Consider the following 17,886-nt stretch of genomic DNA (forward strand, 5'->3'; position numbering starts at 1 on the left):
TCGCATGTTCAAACGATCGATGATGACGCTTATCGTTACGCTGTTCGCACTTACTTCGTTATATCCGCTCTTTTGGGTAGTGCTGCAATCACTCAAAACGGACGTTGAATTTTTTGGAAACCAATGGTCTTTGCCTCATCGATTCATTTGGCAAAATTATATCACTGCCTGGGAGCAGGCGAGCTTCGCGACTTATTATGGGAACACGCTGCTGGTGACCTTAATCAGTCTAGTAGGCGGTGTAGCCGTGTGTGTCGTCGCGGGGTATGCTTTCGGCAAAATGAAGTTTTTCGGAAAAAGGACGCTTCAGGTGACGTTTGCGCTTGTCCTGTTCGTGCCTTCGCCCGTGCTGCTGCTGCCTGTCTTTTTCATCAATCGCGATTTGGGACTGCTTAATACCTATCCGGGTATGATTGGTCCGTATATCTGTTCGATTGTTCCGATGGGGGTTCTGCTCATGCAGTTTTCCTTCGCCGCATTGCCCAATGAGCTGAGCGAATCCGCAAAAATGGACGGCTGTGGGGAGTGGCGAACCTTTTACCGAATTTTGCTCCCCTTAACGATGCCGACTGTCGCCACACTGAGCATCCTCCAATTTATAGGGGTTTGGTCCGAATACATGTGGGCGTTCATATCCAATTCCAGTCCCAAAATGTACACGATTGCCGTCGGGATGGCACAAATGGCCTCCAAAAAATACGTATATGGGTTTGGCCCTGTTTTTGCAGGCATGGTTATTACCTCAATTGTTGTTATAGCCGTCTACATATTTTTGCAAAAATATTTTGTCCAAGCTTTATCTGAAGGGGCTGTCAAAGGGTAGCCGATTAACTGCCAAGGAGGAAGACGATTGGTAAAAAGACTTCTTAGTACTTACATCTTGTTGATCGTTCTACCTATTGTTCTGACTTCTTCTGTCTCTTATTATTTGTACAAGCAAAGCATGGAAGATGAAGTGTCGGTATCGGTTGAGCGGACGATCCGGCTGTTGTATTCGGAAGTTGATGGTTATTTCGTGGACATGGTGCGGTTGTCGACATCCATTATGACGGAAGACACACAGTTGGATGATGACCGCAATTTGCTTCACATTATTAACGAGCGCAATGCCGGTAGGGTCTCGGTTCATTCCTTGGAAGCATACACGCAGGTGCAGCGTTTGAACCATTTTTTAAACCAGCTGTTGAATCAAAAGCGCGATCTGAATTCCGTCTATCTCTACACGAAGTCCAAAGAAATATTTGAAAGCCACCGATCTGAGAGCCGAATGACTCCCCAAAAGCTGGCATATTACGAGCAGCAGTTGATGGAGTCAGGACGAGAGTGGATTATGGAAAAGGATGAAAAGGATGCTTCGATTTATTTAATTCGGCGAATCAATGATCCTTCACACCAATATCTCGGCAGTATTGTCCTGAGCATTGAATTATCCGGTTTAAACCAGCTCATGGAGAACGCCCAGCTGCCGAAACAGGATATGATCGTTCTATGGAATCGTCAGCTTCCGATATTCGATCCCGCCAGCAAATGGCCGGAATACGCCATCGAATTGTCTCCAACGCGGATCGCCTCCATGAATAAAAGCTTTCCATCCGGTAGCACACTCGTCACCTATGCCTCGCCCCAACAATCGGAGTGGACGCTTGTCGCCTACTTGCCGTACAGTGCGCTTACCGAGCAAATACGAACTGTGCGTTTCTGGGTGCTGACTGCAGGGGGCTTATGCGTCTTGTTTTCAATTATTGTCGCCATCTTACTGGCTATGGGTATGGTTAAGCCTGTCAAAGCTGTGCGCAATGCGATGAGGGTAATGGAAAAAGGCTTCTTGAATACAAGGGTTGTGGTACGAGGGACCGATGAGGTTGCGGAGCTGGCCGAAGGGTTCAACTCGATGTCAGAGAAATTGAAGGAGCTTATCGACCAGGTTTATCTGTCCGATCTGGCTCACAAAGAGGCGGAGCTAATAGCGCTGCACGCTCAAATCAATCCGCATTTTCTATATAACACACTGGAAGCGATCAGCATGGTCGCCGAAATGCAAAGGCCATCGGAAGCGGCGGAAATGGCCAGAGCGCTTGGACTGCTGTTCCGTGCGGCTACGGAATTTGAAATGCTCGTTCCTATCCATATGGAGCTCATGCTGCTGAAGCAGTATTTACTGCTTCAGGAAATACGTTTCAACGGATCTCTTCATATCGAGTATGATGTGCAGCCAGACGTGGAGAGAGTCCTTATTCCGAAGCTTTCCCTTCAGACTGTAGTGGAAAACTGTTTCAAACACGGTTTTGCGGCGATGAGGATGCCGCGTCAGGCGTCGATTCGCGTAAAGGTGTATGCTGTACAACAAACCGTGTCGGTCGAAATCATTGACAATGGGATCGGGATTGAGCAGGTCCGCTTGAATGAAATCATCCAGCATTTACAGATGGGAACGGCGGAGGCTTCCCATGTGGGATTGGTTAATGTCCATAACCGCATCCGCTTAAAGTGGGGAAAGGAATTTGGGATGTTGATCTCAAGCAGACCAGGAATCGGAACGGCCGTTACCCTCAACATCCCTTGCGAAAGGCCGGGTGAACAGGTATGAATATTGTTATCGCAGATGATGAGAAGTTGATCTTACAGGGTATGGCCTTCATCATCACCCAAATGAATGCAAACGATAGGATAGTCGCACAATGTTATGACGGCGAAGAAGCGTTGGCGTTTTGTTTGCAGGAAGGTGCAAACGTGGACGTTCTGATCACGGACGTCTGCATGCCTAATAAGGACGGTTTGGACCTGATCACGGAACTGGCCCGCGCTTGCCCCCATATCCAAACTATCGTCATGAGCGGATTTGGCGAATTTGATTACGTGAGAAGGGCCATGCGGGAAGGAGCGATCGATTACTTATTAAAGCCAGTCATTAAGAATGAGCTTCAAGCGGTGCTGGATCGCATCCGTAACCAGGAAAGTCCCGTTTCCAGAGCGGGGGGCTACGACAAGAGAGAATCTCCGCTGGGACCTTCCGTCTACCACGACAATCTATTGAACGCCTTGTTCCACAACAATCCCGGTATGGCTCCGGATGCTAGGGCCTATTTGGAGAATCGTTATGGAATTTCCGAGCATCAATATGTCTTCCTAGCCGCCGGTGTTTCTATCGACGAAATACCAGGAAGTCCTTTTCAGCAAGCCGATCGGATGCTGTTTCAATATTTTATACGCAAAATGGCAGAAGAAGCCTTGTTTTTGCTGCAGCCCGAAGGGGGGACTGTATGGCAAGGCCAGGACGGATTTGTCGTTTTGCTTTTCTTTGTGAAGAAGGGTAACGAAAGGGCTTCTGATATATCAGCTTCTCTGGATCATTTGTTGGCCTTGCTTGCTTCCCATGTCCAATATCCCGTCACGATCGGCTTAAGCTCCGCATTGGACAAGTTCTCGCTCTTTCCCGAGCTGCTGGGGCAAGTGCAGGCTTCGCTCCGAGCAAGATTAACGATGGGTACGGGTAAGGTCATTCGTTACGAAGATTCCTTGAACCTCCTCAACCAATGGTCTGTCAAGCAGGACTCCTTTCACAAGGTGGTTATGGCAACGGTGCTGGGCGATGTGGAGATCGTCGAGAAGGAATTGTATGTGCTTTTGGCCGATTTATACAAGGCAACTGTTCACCCGGAAGTTCTGTTGGATATGATTCTGCGGCTCTTCTTGCGAGTGGAAGATGCGCTGGAAGCGAAGGGGATTCGACCATCGGATGTTGGATTGAGCGATTGGGGAAAGCTGCAAAGGGATTTAGAGAAATGTCCGACATGGGTCGCCTTGGAAAGCGAGGTCATGTCCAGATTGACCGAATGGGCGGGTCTTATTCAGGAGAAACAGCTTGAAGTGAAGCCGACTTTTATTACCGATGCCGTGAATTATATCCATATTCACTATGCCAGCGATTTGACTTTGGCGGAGGTAGCAGATGTTGTGGGGCTGTATCCGACCTATTTAAGCGAGCAGTTCAAAGTGCGTATGGGCGTGAAATTCATTGACTACGTTATTAACATCCGGATGGAGAAAGCGAAGAAACTGCTCCGGGAAACGAACAAGCCTTCCTTTGAAATATGTGAGAAGGTAGGCTACGCGACTCCCGCACACTTTACGAAAGTTTTTAAAAACAAAGTCGGTTGTACGCCTGTGGAATACCGGGAAGGGTGGCGGGAACTGCGCAAACTATAAAATAAAAAACCGAATAATAGGCAATCATTCCGAATTTACTCGAGTTTTCAGCTTGGTTTGAGGGTGCTACGATAGGGGCGTGTTCAAACGACCTATGGAGGGGATTGCATGAAAAAGAGAGGGATGCTCATCACGTTGTCACTGCTGATCGTTGCGATGGTAGTATTGAGCGGATGCGGCGGCAAAAATGAAAACGATACGGTTGCATCTGCGGGGAACCAGAAGGAGTCATCAGCCGCAGGTGAAAATGTCACATTGAAGTTTATTTCCTGGTGGTCTTATTTAAAACCAGAACTATTCAAAAAATTCGAAGACGCTAATCCTGGCGTTAAAATTGACTATGAATATGTTGCTGCTGGTGACGCGTACAACAACAAGATTAAAACGCTAACCGCTTCCAATGATCTGCCTGACGTATTCGGTATTCAGGGCGTCACTTTTGAATCGCTGATCAAAACGAAGGACATTTTGGATTTGAAGAGTGCATTCACAACACCAGCGTACGATAAAAGTACGGCTTGGGGCGACACAATGAATCCTGTTCTTATCGATAATATGAATTCCGGTTTAACGTCAGAGGTAGATGCGAGAAACCATGTTTGGGGCGTTCCGTTCGGAGCCGTCAGCGTTGTCGTCGTCTATAACAAGTCGCTATTCGATGGATTGGGGCTCAAGGCTCCGGCGACATGGGCCGAATTCGAATCGAATAACAAACGAATTAAAGAAGCAGGCGTTATCCCAATGTCTTATGCGAATAAAGTAGGCTGGGGAGACTGGTGGCTTCGCTTCTTGCTTGATCAATCCATAAGAAACGTGACAACCGACGATTTCCTAACCGGGAAAGCGAAAGTAACGGACCCTGGATTTGTGGAGGCGGTTGCGAAGCTCAAAGAAATGTGGGACAGCGGCACGTTCGATCCAGCGGGCATGACCAATGGCGTGGATGAAACGCAAGCGCTGTTCGTCCAGCAAAAGATGGCTCAATATATGGTTGTTCCGGAAAATTTCATTCAATATTTACAACAAAATATGCCTAAGGAAGTTGAACTGGGAGCTTATGCCCTACCTGCTTGGAAGGGGATAGAGCCTAGCCGTACGCTCGGCGGGGCTTCGAATATTGTAGCGGTTTCCGCGAAAACGAAACACCAAGAGGCAGCTATTAAACTGGCGAAGTTTCTGACCTCTGAGAGTACGTTCCAAAGCTTGGCCGAGAGCGACGTGGTGCCGAGCACAAAAGGATATAAGCCGCCAGAGGGCGACAAAATCATGGGGGCTTATGCAAAAGCGGCCGAGAATGGTTTCATAGTCGAGCATACGCCAGGAAACGAAGCGGGTATCAAATTGTTCCAAGATGCACTCCCAAAAATCCTGATCGGGAACGAGCCAATTGAACAATCTTTGGCAGAAGTGCAGGCGCTTATCGATAAAAATGTAAAAAAATAAGTTTAAGAAAACACCGGAGCCTTCGAGCATGAGCATGAGCATGAATGGCTTCGGTGTTTTACATCGATCAAGGGAGCGTGAGTTTTATGATGACGATGATTGGGGATGTTCGGAAAACAATCGGTATGGCTATCGTAGTTGTTTGTGTTGTTATGATCGGTATTTTGTATGCTTCTACGGCGACCGCTTCAGCCGCCGCAACCTACTATGTCAATAACCAAATTGGAAGCGGTTGCAACGATAGTGGGACGGGAACTTCGCAAACAGCGCCGTGGTGCAGTTTTGTGCCTGTCAACAGCCATGGCGCGTTCGGGGCCGGAGACCAAATCCTGCTGGCTAGGGGGAGCGTATGGAACCAGCAAATGACGATTACGGGTACAGGAACATCAGTAAGCCCGATCGTATTAGGCGCCTACGGAAGCGGAAGCCGTCCGAGTATTATCCGCAACGGACTGGAGTCTGATAGAGCGATCATTTTGACGAATCCTACCTTCTGGCATATCAGTAGTCTGGAAATCGGCAGCGCCGGAACTGGTATTCTGGTCACCTTTTCTACAGCTGGACATGAGGGGCTTGTGTTCGATAATCTCTATTTTCATGATATTAAAGGGATTCATCAGGGATCGGGCAGCGGAAACGACAGCACGGGAGATGCGATCTGGAATTCAGCTGGGATCGAGTTTACGTCTAAAACATTCGACAATTCGAATAGCGTCAACAATTATATTGTGAATAATGTGACTTTCGACAGAATTGAAGGTACTCGAAACCTGGATACGATTTCGATCGACTGGTATAACGGGACGTACTCCTCGACATCGAGTCATAAAGCTGCGGAGAATATCGTGATGACGAATCTCAACTTTCACGGTAACAATGCGGGAGGCGGCAGCGCAACAGGTTGCGATGACGGAATGCGCATCACGGATGTCCGCTATTTGACAATGATTAACTCAAAATTGGATGGCGATTCGGGGTGTCATTCGGCTACCGGAACAGCTGCGGTTTATATGGCTGGTGTTTACGACAGTAATATTTTTAATAATATGTTTACCAACGTACCCGACACGGGATCTCCGGATATGGTTGCATTTGATTTTGAATGCTGTACGGATCATGTGAATATCAGCGAAAATTATATCGCCGGCAACGCCGGAGCGGGTATATCCTTTTTGGCTATTCATCCTGGTATCGGCTTTGAAACGAATACCGTAGCGGCAGGGAATACCTTTATTCAAAATGGAAATGGTTCTTTCCGCCGAGCCGGTACGTCCGATACGCCAACGGGCACAATTCGGGATAATTTCTACAACGAAGCGAAAAATTTCATGTACGAGGATGGGGCAGATTATAGCGGCTTTACCGTTTCCAACAATCTACCGATTAAATCGGTTTCTGCCATCTTTCATTCCGCGAACCAGTTTGGATCGACACAAGGATTGAACAACTGGGTTTACAAAGCTTATGACGGATCGACATGGTCGAATCTTGCTTATTATAATAGCGCTAATAAAGCCTGGCAGCCTTCATCTACGACGGGTACACCGAGTATTTCTCAATTTGATCAGAATCCCGCCAATTGCGGAAGTTGTTGGGTAGCCAGAGCTTGGAAAGCGCCGGTAACGGGTACGGTCAGCATTCGGGCTCGTGTATTGAAAGCGTTGTCGGGTGGCGATGGTTCAGTTGTCAGAATCACCAAAAATGGTACGCGCATATGGCCCGCAGCGGGCAATCAATCGCTTGGCTCAAGTGACATGGTCGGCTACGAGGCGATATTGGATAGTATCAGCGTAAACGAAAATGATGAAATCCGCTTTGAAGTTTCAAGCGGTACGACAGGAAATAACACAGATGATACGGTGAGCTGGGTACCATCCATTGCCTATAGCAATTACGGGCTGCAGTGGGATTTTAATACAAACGGCAATCTGGAAGGTTGGTCAATGGCCAACCAGATCAGCGGCTCGGTTTCTGGAGGGATCTTGACGCTGACAAGCAGCGGTACGGACCCTTATATCGTATCCAGTGACAACTTGAATAGCCCCGCTGTGAATCGCTATATTCGAATTCGGTTGAAGAATAATGCAAACGATCCAATGGCTCAAATTTTCTTTACAACAACGACTCATACAACTTGGGATGCGGCGAAATCCGTTACGTTTGCAACGAAAGAGAATGCGAGCGGCTATTCTACTTATGTGATCGATATGGGCGTCAACGCCAATTGGTCGGGAACGATTAAGCAATTGCGATTCGATCCAATGTCGAAAAGCGGATCTATGAATGTGGACTACATTCAGATGACTGCTTTGGGATACGACCAGGCTAAAGGTTGGGAGTTTAACACGGATGCGAACCTGGAGAACTGGTCGAGCGGGAACCAAAACAGTTCGATGACGGCAACGGGAGGCGCTTTAAATGTGACATCAAGCGGGACGGATCCATATATCTATTCTCCGGATCAGTTGGAGATTACGAATCCGCTCCTCAATCGCTATATTCATATCCGCCTACAGAATCAATCGAGCAATTCGACCGCCGAGCTATTCTTTATCACGACGACGGATACGACGTGGAATGCGACGAAATCAGTTCTCATACCCATTATTGCAACGAGCGGCATGATGGATTACGTAGTGGATATGGGGGAGAATGCAAACTGGACGGGAACAATCAGGCAAATCCGCTTCGATCCGCTGACCGCAGTTGGAACGGTTAATGTGGACTATATAAGAATAACGGATTAATGGATCGTAAGTATCCCCGGCGCTGATTGAACCTCTTTGCTGGATGAGTTCAAGCGGGTGCTGGGGAATATGTACACGATAAATTCAAGGGGGCTGTTACCGTACTGCAGCTGATCCCTACCGAATGAAATGCTTACGTTTGAACTCGCTTGGAGTGAAACCGGTTATTTTGCGGAACGTGTCCGAAAACTGCGAACTGTTCGAAAACCCGCAGTCCTGGGAGATGGTGCTCATCGACATATCGGTCGAAAGCATCATCTTTTTGGCATGCTGGATTCTTTTGTTGATGATGTAGCTCATAGGCGGTTCGCCGGTTTTCACTTTGAACAGATGTCTGAAATGATCGTAGCTGTAACCGGACAGATTGGCGAGGGAAGGCAGGTTAATCTGCTGTTGGAAATTTTCATTGATGAAATTTTCGATGTACTCGAATGATTCAGTGGAGGAGTGGATCGAGCGTGTCCGCTCGAATTCGATCAGAAACTCATTCAGCAGCAATTCGAGCTTCAGATGGTGATGAATGCGTTGGGTTAAAAGTTCATACTTCATCTTTTTCACGAGCTGCAGCAGCAGGCAGGAACGATCGGGATAGATGCCGTTCTCCAATCGGATGGAATGGCTTTCGCTTTCACGAAATGGGAATCCCAGACAGATCAGTTCAGTTGCCTCGTGATGAAGTTCGTTGTGATAGGTACGAGGTTGAATAATACTGAACGTATTCTCTGAGTAGGTATGGGCTGTGTTGTCGATGGTTGTCGTTCCAGAGCCGCGAAGATAATAGACCAATTCATAACAGTCATGCTGATGGAGGCTGATTTCTGTGTTGAATTTATGGGAAAAAAGGAATGAAAATTTAAGCTGCTTGGTAAACATCGGGCGCATCCTTTCCGATTAGATGATAGCCATATTTTATGGGTTAATCATATAGAACTTAAATATTTTCTGTCAAAATATATGTTTTCGGATTTTTATTGTTTTATTCGGGCTCTAAATCATAATCCGTGCTTGCCATCACGAAGTACCTAGCGAAGCGGACGGAATCGTTCTGAAGAAGCGATAGCGTTCGCCTTTGTCTCCGGATTTCTACCCTTAAGGGATAGAATCAAGAAATAGGGAGACAACAGCGACCCTTAAGAATGATCCGTCCGCGCAGCGGGCTTATTCGGTTCATTATCCATCGTATATTTAGTTGAAATACAATTCATTTAAGTATATCATGAATAAATAAAGAATACTTTGTTTAATGATCGTATGAAATGGCAAATCAATTGAAGTTAGTTCGGATAACTGGCTTATAAGGGCTGCCGTGTGAAGTCGAATGCAAACAGATAAGTTCTAGGCATAATTTTTAGGGGGAACGACATGGAAACAGAAAATTGGAAAGCGCATTGGATTTGGGCATCGGGAACTGCTTCGAATAACAATGTGTATGTAGAGGCACGGAAGGCCTTTGATGTAACAATGCCTCTTATTCGCGCGACGATAAGAATCTCCGCCAACCAGTCCTACAAGCTATATATTAACGGTGTGGAGGTAGGAAGAGGGCCGACGCCAGCGGATCTTTCCTGGATATCATTCGATACGTATGACGTAGCTGACTATTTACAAAAGGGAACAAATGCAATTGCCATTACTGCTCACAATTTCGGGAAGGAAATGGTCGTAACCGATCAGTTGCAGGGACCTGGCGGTGTAATCTGCCAGCTTGATCTGTACGATACGAATTCCTCCCAAGGGAATGAGGTACGAACGATTGTAAGTGGCCCCGATTGGAAGTGCAGGCGTTCGCAGCGATGGAGGTCGGAAGTGAGCCGGCTTCACCTTTGGGGTGGATATCGGGAACTGTTCGATGTCTCTAAAGAGGATGGCTGGGAGCAAACGGATTACGACGATTCTTCCTGGCCGCTAGCCGAAGCTGTCGCAGCAGCCGAGCAGCCGGATTCCCCATGGCCTCGGTTAGTATCTCGCGAAATCCCTTTCCTGCAGGAGACACTAGTACATCCGGTTTCTGTCATATCGGCAGAGCCTTATACAGGAGCCATACTAGCGCCAGAAGCCGCTCTCTCAAAGCAAGATCGGGGAAACGCGGAGTTTGTCATGATGGATGCATCCCAACCAGGATCTATTCCTCAAATCACTTATGACTTCGGAGCTGAAGTCGTAGGTTATACGGAGCTCGAAGTTTATGCGGAAGAAGGCGGTGTCCTTCAGTTATTCTACGGCGAATCGCTAGAGCTGGCGCTGATGGATACCTTTCTCCTGCGTAAGGGAAAGAATAAGCTTTCACCATTCGGAAGAAGGGCATTCCGCTATATGAAGGTCGCAGTGATGGCAACGCCAGTTCCGCTGCAAATTCAAAGTCTACAGTTCCGCTTCGTCCATTATCCATTCGTTGACGGGGGAATGTTCCGCTGTAGTGACAACCGTCTGAATCAGATCTGGGAGACGGGTCGATATACAACAATTGTCAACAGTCAGAACCACTTTGAAGATTGCCCATACCGTGAGGGGGCATTGTGGGTCGCCGATTCTGTTGTCATGGCTAAGGTCGTCTATCAGATCATCAAAGATCCAGCACTTGTACGCAAGTCACTGCTTCAAGCAGCTCGAATTCAGAATGAAGATGGCTCGATCCCTGGAACAGGACCACAGCGTAACAAATTCTTGCTTCCAGACTTTTGTGCACATTGGCTGTTCGGCATATGGGAGTATTATACGTACAGCAAAGATACGGCTTTTTTACAGGAAATATCGCCTTATGTGACTAAACTTGCGGGCTGGTTCGTTGATCAAGAGGATGAATCGGGCCTGTTCGCTGCAGCGGATCGCGCTGGTTGGTGGTGTTTCATCGACTGGTCGGATGATATTGAGCGGAAGGATCGCGTGACGGCGATTTCCTGCTTCTACTATAAGTTCTTAATCACCGCGGCCTTATTGGCTGAGGAACTGGGAGAACGAGAGCGCGGAGTGGGCTACCGGCAAAAGGCGGATAAGGTCCGCAGATCGATTCGTACCTTGCTTCAGGCAGCAGGCACAACGGTCTATGCAGACTGTCTGACCGATAATGGTTTGTCGTCAAGCATCACTGCTCAGACCAATTTCGCTGCAGCTTGGTCAGGTATCATGGATGAGGCGGAAGTGGTAGCCTTTGTACAGGACTACTATCTGCCGGACCAACTGCCTCCAATTCGTGGTGCCTTCTTCTACCATATCGTTCTGGAAACTCTATTTCGCTACAGGTTCGCGGAGGAAGCGATCCGTCTAATTCGTGATTATTGGGGTGCTATGTTGGATCGGGGGGCCACAACGTGGTGGGAGACATTCGATATGTCACTACCGTTCGTCACAACGCCAAGCCCGTATTTGGGTCATACACCAACCTATCTACAGGACTCGATCCCAGTCAGTCTCTGTCATGGGTGGGGGGCATCTCCTACGTATCTGCTGAGTAGAGAACTTCTTGGGGTTAACGTGTCCGAGATCGGTGTAGAAGGGGTAACACTGCAGCCTACCCTAGTAAAGGGGATCGAATGGGCAGAGGGGATCGTTCCGACAAAGGCTGGAGAGATTCGTGCCGAATGGAAACAAGGGGAAGATGGGAGAGTCAGGTACCAGGCCTTATTGCCAATTGGGCTTGCGTGGAAAGCGCTTGGACTGGCGGATCTATCCGTTGTCACGGATGAAGAAGGTATTCATGTAACGGGTATTATTTGATATAGGCAGCACATGACCATTTTGGTTGGGTGCTGCCTTTTTTCTTGCGGAATTAATAGGGTTAAAGTATACTTAATTCACTTTGCTAAGGAGTGATGGTTTGATGGATATGGATAAGTTGGACAAGACTCCGATGTATCAATATATAATGAATGATATTAAACGTAAAATCGCAGTAGGAGAACTTAAACCGCATGATTCGCTTCCGACTCAAATTGAGCTGGCCAAAGCGTACAATACAAGTGAAATTACTTCTCGACGTGCTCTCTCGGACCTTGTGCAGGAGGGCTTCGTCTACCGAATTCGGGGAAAGGGGAGCTTCGTTCAAGAAAATCCGGCTTCTGCTGGATCGCAGTCGATACGGGTGATCTACTTGGCACATCGGAATTATGAAGTTAATCTTTTCAACCATCCCTTTTTTACAGATATGTTTGAAGGTATAAAGGAAGTATGCAAGGAGAATGGAATCGACTTCTATTTGTGGGATATGGGAGACGACTACGAGCTGCCTGATGATCCCCAAGCTGGCATTATCCTGCTTACGTCGAAAGATGATTTCGATCTGACACGTTTAACATCTTGGCAGGAAGAGAATCGGCATATCATAACCGTCCATTTTTATTATCCGCATCTGGGCATTCCTTATGTCATTGTGGATAACCTCACAGGCGGGTACCTAGCCACTCAGCATTTGCTCTCCCTCGGTCACCGGCGTATAGGTGTCATTTTGACCGGCGGATCGATAGTGGATTTAAATCAGGAGTTCTCTCTCCGTCTGCAGGGCTATCGACTTGCCCTGTCGCAGCACCAGATCCCATTTGATTCCGACCTCATTGCTGTCATGAACGGCAATCTCGAACGAGCAGATATGGGCGATGAGGGCTTTAGGAAGCTGATGGAATTATCCGACCCGCCTACTGCAGTATTCGCCACGAGTGATTATAAGGCGATTGGGGCATTGAATGCAGCAAGAGATTTAGGACTGAAGGTTCCGGATGATATTAGCATTATGGGCTACGATGATGTGAAGATCAGTGAATATATCTACCCTAGGCTATCTACCGTTAATCAGAATACAAGAAAACTAGGCGAACGTGCTGCCGAGATCTTGCTGGATCTAAAGGCTAACAATAACCGATTAGTCAAGGACGAGATTGTTCCTACACTGATCCTGCGGGATAGCACCGCGGCGGTGTCGCTGAAACCGACAGTGAAATAGGATCTAATTAAATCATTGATGGAAGTGAGCTCCCATACGGGAGTTTTTTTAATTAGAGTAAGCATTCGTTTAGTATTTCACCACAAGATGCTTCAGCAATTAAGCAAAGAAAAAAGCACTGAAATGCCTATTATGTATAGTATACTTTTGTTTTATGAAGTATATATCAAAGTATTTACTATTATATCCTATTATGTTGCAAACCTGTGGCGCATTATTCGATCCAGCCATCTGCCGCTCCTCGTTAGACCGCTCTCGCTGCCTATTCTTGGCTAGGTGCACAACCTAAAATAAAGCCGCCGGCTCTTGCCGGACGGCCTTGTTGTGAAGAGATTATGAAATAGATTGCAGATGCTCAGCGAGACGGTCCCAAGTTTCAGTTATTCCTTGCTCCATCCCCATTTCCACGACGGCTTTAAGCGCTTCGGCTGAAGCGTATTGAGCCCGGCTGACAAGCTTCGTCTTACCCTCGTGCTCTATAAAAGTCATCGTAATCTGAGACGAGGGCATCCCTTCCGCTTCATTACCTTCGGCATCGGAGAAGTAGTCAACGTAGACGATCTTCTCCGTCGCTACGATTTCCTGATAGACTGCTTTGCCCCAAGATTCGAATCCAAAAAAATCGCCTTGGTTCTCATCGATGCACTTCATGCAGTAATGCCAGATGCCACCCGGACGAAAATCGACGTTGCAAACCGTAACCGTCCAGCCGCGAGGTCCCCACCAGTGCTTCAGATGCTCAGCCTCTGAGAACGCTTTGAATACAAGCTCGCGCGGCGCATCAAAAACACGTTCCAGAATAAGTGCTTGACCCTCTACCTTGAAAATCATTTTGTTCGACATTGAAAATTCCTCCTGAAATTTAGTTTTGATTGTTCTTTTCTTGGAGTTGAAGCCGATCGATGAAATCCATGATACCGTACTCATAATTACAATATACCTTAAAAGGAATATTCCGGTCAAGGAATATTATAATGTTTTTTTTCGTGTGTGCTCAAACAAGTTTGTTTTTTTAGAGGTTCGATAATGAGAACCAGTATGTTCCAGTCTAGATCGCTGAAGGATTCCCCAGTCTGTTATTCATTCTTGATGGTAGCCTTTCTTTGACCTTCAACTCATACAGCTGGACCAGTCGGAATTTTTTCGCATGATATAAAGATCGAATAGGCGATAATCCAAAGGGAATATCGCCTACTCGGCTCTGCGCTGCGGTGTTATTCCTTGTCCCCAGCTTTCTTTTCTTTTCCTTGCAGTTCAAGCAGATATTCGTCCAAGCGATCGAATCTCTCGTCCCAGACGCGACGAAAGGATTCCAGCCAGGAGTCCAGTTCTATGAATGGCTGGGACTGCAGCTTGTAGATACGCCGATTGGCGCTTGGATGAACCTCAACGAGCCCGGAATCACTAAGTACACGGAGATGTTTGGAAACTTGCGGCTGGTGGAGCCCAAGGCGTTCGGCAATTTCCCCTACTGTAAGGGGGCCGTCACGCAGAAGCTCGACAATGTGTAAGCGGTTGGGCTCGGCAAGTGCATTCAAAGTTGTCATTTTTACGCCCATATAACCTTGCTCCTTCCAATTAGAATATATACGATAACGTATATGCCTGTAAAGGAATATTGAAAGTGTTTTTCAAAAATAAAAAACTGCCATCTCGGCAGTTCCTTTTTTTTAAATCATAGATGATAAAAATGAATCCATGAAGGTTTATTTATATTCCGATAAACATATTTCTGCTTAAAGGTCCCCAGTTTTCTCCGGTGTAACCTGTTTTCCCCTCTAAGTTAACGAAACAGGGGAGTACGATATAAAGGACACCCATGATAGCAGTAGCCCTAAATGTTATGAGGAATCTCATTTTCGAATTGTCTATAGCTGTTATCATTCCCATTTCAGGGCGTATCGTATTTGCTCTTGTAAGAGCATCTCCCATTCCGACACTGGAAATATCAGTGCGATCAATCATATTACTTCTTATCCAATAATTAGATATATTTGTTGCTGATGCCAAATCAGTAGGCTGGTCATACGTCATTAATATTTGGTTAGGAGCAAGTTGCCTAGCCTCTGTAAGAATAGGATGAGGCATTGTTTGCCGGTCATCTGTAACCGCTGGTACCTCCCAATACACTTGATTGGCATAAGCATGATGAGGCAAGAGAGAGTGATTCATTAATTTTCCTCCATTTTGAATGGTGATATAGTCGATTGTCCCTGATTAATGTATGTAGACCAGAGATTTTTTGTTAAAAGAAAAATATCCGTCTGACTTAAAGAATGTAAAAACTTGCAAAATAAGAACATATGTTCTATAATTTAATTACTTAGTAGAGAGGCGAAACGCTCAAAAAAGGAGAAGATTAGATGGTAAGAAGAGTGAAAACCCCATTTAGTTATTCTGCAGCAGTTGCAGCAGGGGATTATGTTTTCATCGGTTTGCATCGAGGTTTTGGAGAAAGTTTCACTCAACAAATACACGATACTTTTACCAATTTAACAAAAACACTTCAACAATGTGATACCCTATTGGATCAAGTCGTTAAAATGAATGTCTATCTTAAAAACATTGCCGACTTGCCTTATGATGATCGATGGAGTAGCGTATAACCCAACCTCGCCAACAGTCCTGTGACGCCACACCCACTCTGCTCAAAATGAAAGCTTTTTCCTCATTAAATCAGTCTTGATGACTTCAATAAATGTCATCAGGACTCTTTTTATTATCAAGGGGCTCGGGACAATAATTGAAGTCATGTACGATAAGTTACGCGTCAAATCCGACTGTGTTATAGTAGTGGCAGATTGACAGAGTCAACATCATATCGATAATTATGCACCTTAAGAGGAATGAAAGGTAGTTGAGAGGGTCTCCTTTCCATTTGCACGATAGGTGTATTTTTCATATTTAGTAAAGGAAAGGTGAAGCCATGCATCGGTTGCTAATAACAGATGATGAATCAATTATTGTAGATGGACTTTATGAGATGTTTAGTGAGTATGCGGAATCAATGGAGCTTGAGCTGTATCGCGCCTATTCGGGCGAGGAAGCAATTAAGAGGCTGGATACGACGCAAATTGACATTTTATTGACCGATATCCATATGCCGGAGATCTCGGGGCTTGAAGTGCTGAAGCATGCTAAATCCACGTGGGCACATTGTAAGGTGATCATGCTGACGGGCTACAATGAATTCAAATATATCCAAGACGCTGTCCGTGGTGGAAGTCTCGATTATGTGCTGAAGACAGAAGGTGATGCCAAAATCGTTCAAGCAGTGGAACGGGCATGCTTGGAACTGAGGGAAGCATGGAAGCTAAATGAATTGATTTTGCAAGCAAAGGGCAGCATGAGCATCGCGCTTCCTATGCTCAGGAAGGTATTCTTATCCGAGTTGCTTGAAGGTGTCCGAACGACGGCGAATGTGAGAGCGGACAATCTAGCCGAGCTGCAAATTCCACTGGAGCTCGATCGTCCGGTGCTGCTGGTGACGGGTAAGGTCGACCATTGGGGCTCTGATCTTTTATTGGCGGATAAGGAGCTGCTGCTCTTCGCGATCAACAATATTGCGGAGGAGTATCTGCGACCGCGGCTCAGTATGGTGCAAGTTAAGTATGATAGTGATCAATGGGTATGGATGATACAGTCCAAAGACCCTCTCGATGAAGAGAGCTTGAAGCGGTTCATATACGGCAGTCTGGAAATGACGCAAAAACAAACCGATCAATTGTTGAAGGTAGGGGTATCGTTCCTCATTGGAGCGAGGGAGAATGATTGGAATAAGCTGCCGGAAAACTATTTCCGTATGAAATGGCAAATCAGCTATGGCATCGGGATGGGCAGGGAGATGATGCTCCATGAATACAGTGGGCCTACTGAGATTGAGGATAGTTCGAATAAAAATCAATTTTACGGTCCCACGCTGAAGAAATTGGAATCGTATCTGGAAAGCGGACTTGAAGGAGAATTCCGGGAACAGATGACCTCGTTCTTGGATAAGCTGCCGGATTGGACGGATGGAAAAAGCTATACGGTACAGGAGATATTCCTGGCCTTGTCTTCGACGTTTATGACTTGTATGAACCGCTCGGGATTAACGCTCGACATCGGCAGAAGAATCGATCTTGGAAGATGTGTGGAATTCAAATCGTTCACGGACTGGAAGGGAGTAGCGGATTATTTTCTCCAGATCGCAGAGCATTACTTCGAGCTGCGCAACCAGTCCGAATTCTCGCCCTACCGCGACGTAATCCAAACGATCGAGAATTATGTTCACGCTCATATTGCCGAGGATCTGTCCTTGACCCGGATGGCGGAGATCGTTTATCTGAATCCCTATTATTTATCTAGACTATACAAGAAGCTATCGGGTATCACGCTTACCGATTATGTCATCCACGTACGAATCGAGAAGGCGAAGGAACTATTGCGTGGGACGAACCTTAAGGTGAATGAGATCGCGCAGGAAATCGGATTTGAATCTTCGGCCTATTTTACCCGGTTCTTCAAACGGTTAACGAAGATGACGCCTATTGAATACCGGGAAAGATAAGTCAAAGG

Annotated in this window: 13 protein-coding genes; 9 read left to right on the forward strand and 4 right to left on the reverse strand. The window is 46.5% G+C overall.

Translation table 11 applies throughout. The features are described from left to right. Positions 1-4 precede the first annotated feature (4 nt). The 5 genes from EKN16_RS27045 (at position 5) to EKN16_RS27065 (ending at position 8,396) form a co-directional block, all read left to right on the forward strand. A complete protein-coding gene (locus tag EKN16_RS27045; protein ID WP_125664061.1) occupies positions 5-823 on the forward strand; it encodes a carbohydrate ABC transporter permease in 819 nt (272 codons plus the stop codon). Positions 824-850: 27 nt separating this feature from the next. Continuing rightward, positions 851-2,587 carry a sensor histidine kinase gene (locus tag EKN16_RS27050; protein ID WP_125664063.1) on the forward strand — a complete coding sequence of 579 codons (1,737 nt, stop codon included), beginning with the start codon at positions 851-853 and terminating at the stop codon, positions 2,585-2,587. Continuing rightward, positions 2,584-4,206 carry a response regulator gene (locus EKN16_RS27055; RefSeq protein ID WP_125664065.1) on the forward strand — a complete coding sequence of 541 codons (1,623 nt, stop codon included), beginning with the start codon at positions 2,584-2,586 and terminating at the stop codon, positions 4,204-4,206. The genes EKN16_RS27050 and EKN16_RS27055 overlap by 4 nt, the downstream gene beginning before the upstream one ends. Before the next feature lie 108 nt (positions 4,207-4,314). After that, the gene (locus EKN16_RS27060; protein ID WP_125664067.1) at positions 4,315-5,649 is read left to right on the forward strand and encodes an ABC transporter substrate-binding protein; all 1,335 of its coding nucleotides are present in this window, start codon (positions 4,315-4,317) and stop codon (positions 5,647-5,649) included. Positions 5,650-5,735: 86 nt separating this feature from the next. Beyond that, positions 5,736-8,396: a hypothetical protein gene (locus EKN16_RS27065; RefSeq protein ID WP_125664069.1), complete on the forward strand. Its 2,661-nt coding sequence runs from the start codon at positions 5,736-5,738 to the stop codon at positions 8,394-8,396. A 117-nt stretch (positions 8,397-8,513) separates the two neighbouring features. Here the strand turns inward: EKN16_RS27065 and EKN16_RS27070 are convergent, their stop codons facing one another. Then, positions 8,514-9,269: a helix-turn-helix transcriptional regulator gene (locus EKN16_RS27070; RefSeq protein ID WP_164523008.1), complete on the reverse strand. Its 756-nt coding sequence runs from the start codon at positions 9,267-9,269 to the stop codon at positions 8,514-8,516. A gap of 489 nt (positions 9,270-9,758) precedes the next feature. Here EKN16_RS27070 and EKN16_RS27075 point away from each other — a divergent pair, with 489 nt between their 5' ends. Both EKN16_RS27075 and EKN16_RS27080 read left to right on the forward strand, forming a co-directional pair. Then, positions 9,759-12,110 (forward strand): alpha-L-rhamnosidase-related protein, encoded by a 2,352-nt coding sequence (locus EKN16_RS27075; RefSeq protein WP_125664073.1) that lies wholly within the window; start codon positions 9,759-9,761, stop codon positions 12,108-12,110. Between the two features lie 103 nt (positions 12,111-12,213). Then, a complete protein-coding gene (locus EKN16_RS27080) occupies positions 12,214-13,329 on the forward strand; it encodes a GntR family transcriptional regulator (protein WP_125664075.1) in 1,116 nt (371 codons plus the stop codon). Between the two features lie 333 nt (positions 13,330-13,662). Here the strand turns inward: EKN16_RS27080 and EKN16_RS27085 are convergent, their stop codons facing one another. From EKN16_RS27085 to EKN16_RS27095, 3 genes are all read right to left on the reverse strand, one after another. After that, the gene (locus tag EKN16_RS27085; protein ID WP_125664077.1) at positions 13,663-14,172 is read right to left on the reverse strand and encodes an SRPBCC domain-containing protein; all 510 of its coding nucleotides are present in this window, start codon (positions 14,170-14,172) and stop codon (positions 13,663-13,665) included. 371 nt (positions 14,173-14,543) lie between these two features. Then, the gene (locus tag EKN16_RS27090) at positions 14,544-14,888 is read right to left on the reverse strand and encodes an ArsR/SmtB family transcription factor (protein ID WP_125664079.1); all 345 of its coding nucleotides are present in this window, start codon (positions 14,886-14,888) and stop codon (positions 14,544-14,546) included. 151 nt (positions 14,889-15,039) lie between these two features. Continuing rightward, positions 15,040-15,501 carry a hypothetical protein gene (locus EKN16_RS27095; RefSeq protein ID WP_375782085.1) on the reverse strand — a complete coding sequence of 154 codons (462 nt, stop codon included), beginning with the start codon at positions 15,499-15,501 and terminating at the stop codon, positions 15,040-15,042. 191 nt (positions 15,502-15,692) lie between these two features. Here EKN16_RS27095 and EKN16_RS27100 point away from each other — a divergent pair, with 191 nt between their 5' ends. Together EKN16_RS27100 and EKN16_RS27105 are read left to right on the forward strand one after the other, a co-directional pair. Beyond that, complete coding sequence (locus EKN16_RS27100) at positions 15,693-15,935, forward strand: RidA family protein (protein WP_125664081.1); 243 nt, start codon at positions 15,693-15,695, stop codon at positions 15,933-15,935. A gap of 320 nt (positions 15,936-16,255) precedes the next feature. After that, positions 16,256-17,878, forward strand: coding sequence for a response regulator transcription factor (locus EKN16_RS27105; RefSeq protein WP_125664083.1), 1,623 nt, complete (start codon positions 16,256-16,258; stop codon positions 17,876-17,878). Positions 17,879-17,886 lie beyond the last annotated feature (8 nt).

The sequence above is a fragment of the Paenibacillus baekrokdamisoli genome (assembly GCF_003945345.1).
In the GTDB taxonomy this organism is placed as follows: Bacteria; Bacillota; Bacilli; order Paenibacillales; family Paenibacillaceae; genus Paenibacillus_Z; species Paenibacillus_Z baekrokdamisoli.